Origin of the sequence: Natronococcus amylolyticus DSM 10524 (assembly GCF_000337675.1) — an archaeon.
GTDB lineage: Archaea > Halobacteriota > Halobacteria > Halobacteriales > Natrialbaceae > Natronococcus > Natronococcus amylolyticus.
This window is the reverse complement of record NZ_AOIB01000007.1, coordinates 1-3,352: the sequence shown is the minus strand read 5'-3', so window position 1 is coordinate 3,352 and position 3,352 is coordinate 1. Positions and strand designations below refer to the sequence as shown.

Annotated in this window: 4 protein-coding genes; 1 reads left to right on the top strand and 3 read right to left on the bottom strand. The window is 66.8% G+C overall.

Features of this window, described 5'->3' with window-relative positions:
* Positions 1 to 237: 237 nt before the first annotated feature.
* On the top strand, positions 238 to 396 hold the full coding sequence (locus C491_RS23085) for a hypothetical protein (protein WP_169331724.1): 159 nt from the start codon (positions 238 to 240) through the stop codon (positions 394 to 396).
* 382 nt (positions 397 to 778) lie between these two features.
* On the opposite strand, the gene C491_RS01630 is transcribed toward C491_RS23085, so the two are convergent.
* The 3 genes from C491_RS01630 to C491_RS01620 all read right to left on the bottom strand — a co-directional run bounded on the left by C491_RS01630 (position 779) and on the right by C491_RS01620 (position 3,203).
* The gene (locus C491_RS01630; RefSeq protein ID WP_005553273.1) at positions 779 to 1,807 is read right to left on the bottom strand and encodes a HypE family hydrogenase expression/formation protein; all 1,029 of its coding nucleotides are present in this window, start codon (positions 1,805 to 1,807) and stop codon (positions 779 to 781) included.
* Positions 1,808 to 1,906: 99 nt separating this feature from the next.
* Positions 1,907 to 2,692, bottom strand: a complete 786-nt coding sequence (locus C491_RS01625; protein ID WP_005553271.1) for an SDR family oxidoreductase — start codon at positions 2,690 to 2,692, stop codon at positions 1,907 to 1,909.
* Positions 2,693 to 2,744: 52 nt separating this feature from the next.
* A complete protein-coding gene (locus C491_RS01620; protein WP_005553270.1) occupies positions 2,745 to 3,203 on the bottom strand; it encodes a Tfx family DNA-binding protein in 459 nt (152 codons plus the stop codon).
* Positions 3,204 to 3,352: the final 149 nt, after the last annotated feature.

Sequence of the window (3,352 nt, the reverse complement as noted above, 5' to 3'; positions counted from 1 at the left end):
TCGCTCGAGAGCCGATCCATCGTCGGGGTCTCGACGGACGGGCCGTCGGGCGCGGAGTAGTCGTAGCGCTCCTGATCGGTGAGGACAAACAACACGTTCGGACGACCGTCGGCGTCTGCCATCGGGCGTCGTACGGCGAGCGCGCAGTTAACGGTGGTCCTCGAGTCCCGGGAACCGCTCCCGTAATTCACGGGATTGAACCAGATAATTCAAGATCCCGTACTCGAAACTCCGGATGTGCCAGTCGCGTACTGCGAGGAGTGCGAGTGGAGCCGTCGCGTCGACGACGACGACGACGGCGAGCTCAACGAGGTGATGATCCGCCACTACGTCGAGACCGGTCACTCGGTCGAGCAACGCGAGCTCCGGGAGTCGGATCGGGAACTCGAATCCTAGCAAGGGTTGAGCAGACGGGTTCTTCGTTTAGTCGGAGTCATGCTTCGAAATCGATCGATTCGTTCACATAACGCGTGCAGACGTACCTTTTTCTCGTCGGGTTCGCTCGCGTTGCTCGCTCACCACTCTCTGCTCACGGGCGCGAAGCGCCCTCTGTTCACGGACGCGCAGCGTCCGTTCACACGGTATGCGAGACCGTTGGTCTCGCACTATTCGCATGGTCAGTGGGACCAGCGGTCCCACTCGACTCCAAAAATCTACGCTAAAAAGCCGCTCGCTCCCGATGGTCGCTCGCGGGTGCTGTGCTTGAGCCGCACCGCAACGGTATCGGCTTCGCCCGTACAGAACACGTGTTTCAGCGACACTCTCGAGCGGAACTCTGCTACGTTCGTCTATCAGCCAGCTTCGCGTAGGCGTCCCATGAGGGATCGACACGCGGATGTTCGAGCCGTTCGCCGTCGGCGAGGACGCCCCCTTCGTCGCCGTCGGAACTCGCCTCGACCCGCCCGATGTCGGCCACGACGGTGCCGCGGTCCTCGAGTGCCTCGCGAACCGCGTCGACGCCCGCGGGGTCGACGGCGATGACGAGCGAGCCGCAGCTGGTCGCCGCCCAGGGGTCGATCTCGAGGTGCGCACAGACTTCGGCGACCCCGGGACGTATCGGGACGGCGGCGCGGTCGATTTCGAACCGCGCGCCCGCACCCGTGGCCATCTCGTTTAGCGCGCCCGCCAGCCCGCCCTCGGTGACGTCGTGCATCGCCCGAACGGGTCCCGCCGCGGCCGCGGTGAGGGCGTCCCGGACGCAGTGGACCTCCTCGAGCCGCTCCTGGGCGTCGGTGATCACGCCGTCGGGTAGCTCGAGCTCCTCGGGGAAGAGCGTGCTCAGGAGCCCGACGGACTCGACGGCGGGACCGGTCGTCAGCAGCAGCCGATCGCCCTCGCGGGCGCCGTCGGGACGGACGATGGCAGCGTGGTCGCCGACGCCCATCGCGGTCGCCGCGCCGATCCAGGGGTGGGAGGGGTCGGAGTAGCGGGCGGTGTGGCCGGTCACGACGGCGACGCCGAGGTCGGCACACTCCTCGTGGATCGTCTCCCAGACGGTTCCGAACGCCTCGTCGCTCATCGCCTCCGGAAGCGTAAAGCAAATCGAGAGATGCGACGGCGGAATGCCGCTGACGGCGACGTCCGCGAGGATCAGATCGAGCGCGAACCGGGCGGCGCGCTCGAGGCCGAGTGCAGGGGGGATCGAGACGGGATCGGTGGCGGTCACCAGGGCCCGCCCACCGACGTCGATGACGCCGAAGTCGACGCCGTGGCTCGGCCCCAGGGCGACGTCGTCGCGCTCGGCGCCGAGGTTGGGTGCGATCCGCGATTCGAAGAACTGCCGATCGATCTTGCCGAGGTCGCTCACGATCGGTGAATGCGGGGACGGGCTCTTAGCGACAGCGGTTCGCGGAACGAACGGTCGCATCCCCTCGTTCCGGAAGCGGTCGGTTCGCCGCGACCGATCCTAACTCCGCAGCAGTCCGCCGTCGATCGGTACCTCGGCGCCGTTGACGAAACTCGCCTGCGGACTCGAGAGGAAGGCCACGACCTCACCCAGCTCTCGCGGATCGCCGATGCGATCCATCGGGATGTCGTCGGCGAGGTCGCCCAGTCCCGACTCGTAGTCGTCGTACTCGCCGCGCTCGACGCGGGCGTCAACGAGCTCTTCGATGCGGGGCGTTTCGATCGTTCCCGGAAGAACGGCGTTGGCCCGGACCTCGGGGGCGAACTCTCGCGAGACCGTCTTCACCAGGCCGATCACGCCGCGACGGACGGAGTTCGACAGCAACAGACCGTCGGCTACCTCCCTGACCGTTCGGGAGGTGATGCAGGTGATCGTCCCGTGTTCGGAGTCACGCAGGTGTGGATGTGCCTCCTCGATCGTCCAGACGACGCTCATCACCAGCAGGTCGTAGGCCTGATACCACTGCTGTTCGCTGGTCTCGAGGAAGGTCGTGCTCGGCGGGCCGCCCGCGGAGGTAACGAGGTGGTCGAGCCCGCCGAAGGTCTCGACCGTCTCGCTCACCAGTCGCGAAACGTGGTCGGGATCGGTAAGGTCGGCCTCGACGGCCAGCACCTCGCCCGCGGCCGTCTCCTCGAGTTCCTCGCGGGCGTCCTCGAGTCGCTCGGCGTCCCGGCCACAGATCGTTACGTTCGCACCCGCCTCGGCCAACGCCTGTGCGCTCGCGAATCCGAGTCCGCTCGAGGAGGCCGTCACTAGCGCCGTCGTGTCGTCGAGATCCAGTTCCATGTCGCGACCGACGTCGTCCGGATACAAAGCCCTCCGGACTCCGGCACCGCGGTCACTCCTGGTGGCGAACCCGAACGACGCCCTCGGAGCTGACGCTAACGGTCAGCGGCGCGGACACCTGTCGACCCGTGATCGCGCTTCCGGCGGCATCGCTCACGACCTTCATCAGGTCCGGGGCGGTGTGGTCGACCTTGACGCCAGCTTCGTCGCAGGCCTCGTAGACGAGCTGTGGAACGTCGTAGAGGTCGGTCCCCTCGGGAACCCGAACGCGGACCGGGGCCTGTAGCGCCTCGGCGAAGGCGACGGTCTCCCTGGCCTTCGCGACGTTCTCTCGGGCGCTGGCCTCGATCGAAGAGACGTTGGCCCGCGAGGTTCCCAGCGCGTCGGCGATGTCGGCCTGGGAGACGTCCCGTTCGCGTAACGCGAGCACCTGCGCCTGGCGGTAGGTCAACACGCTGTTCTCGGGATCGAAACCGATCTCCTCGAGGACCGTCGCGACGTCATCGATCACGACGATCCCCTCCGTCGGCGCTCGGGTGGGCCCGCGTCGGCATACGAGACACTAGCCGGTTGGGGATGAAAGCTTCCACGGTCACAGGCGGGTCCGCGAGCCGTGCCGTGGTTCGAACGAAATCGAAACCTGTCTCTTATACACATCTC

Coding starts and splice junctions, on each gene's coding strand:
- C491_RS01625 (WP_005553271.1), bottom strand. CDS start 2,692: ATGGAACTGGATCTCGACGACACGACGGCGCTAGTGACGGCCTCCTCG.